This is a genomic window from Actinoplanes sp. ATCC 53533, from assembly GCF_003947245.1.
Genome location: NZ_QHHV01000490.1, coordinates 1 through 391, shown reverse-complemented (window position 1 = coordinate 391; position 391 = coordinate 1). Strand labels below are relative to the sequence as shown.

1 protein-coding gene is annotated in these 391 nt (G+C 62.7%); it reads left to right on the top strand.

The genetic code is table 11. From position 1 onward, the window contains the following. Positions 1 to 65 precede the first annotated feature (65 nt). On the top strand, positions 66 to 329 hold the full coding sequence (locus DMB66_RS59435; RefSeq protein ID WP_125812656.1) for a VCBS repeat-containing protein: 264 nt from the start codon (positions 66 to 68) through the stop codon (positions 327 to 329). Positions 330 to 391: the final 62 nt, after the last annotated feature.

The following is a 391-nucleotide window of genomic DNA, read 5'->3' as shown; positions in this document are numbered from 1 at the left end:
GTGATGGATTTCGATCCGGGTACTGGTCGGTGGTCGTCGTCGAGTTTTGATGCGAGTTCGGCGCGGTGGCGGCGAAGTTCGCGGTGGCGGGGGATTTCGATGGTGACGGGCGGGCGGAGATCGCGATTGCGCAGGATGCGGTCGGTACGCGTGGCAATGACTTTTGGGTGATGGATTTCGATCCGGGTACTGGTCGGTGGTCGTCGTCGAGTTTTGATGCGAGTTCGGCGGCGGTGGCGGCGAAGTTCGCGGTGGCGGGGGATTTCGATGGTGACGGGCGGGCGGAGATCGCGGTCGCGCAGGATGCGGTCGGTACGCGTGGCGAATGACTTTTGGGTTGGATGGAGTTTCGTATCCGGGTACCGTGGTCGGTGGTCGTCGTCGAGTTTTG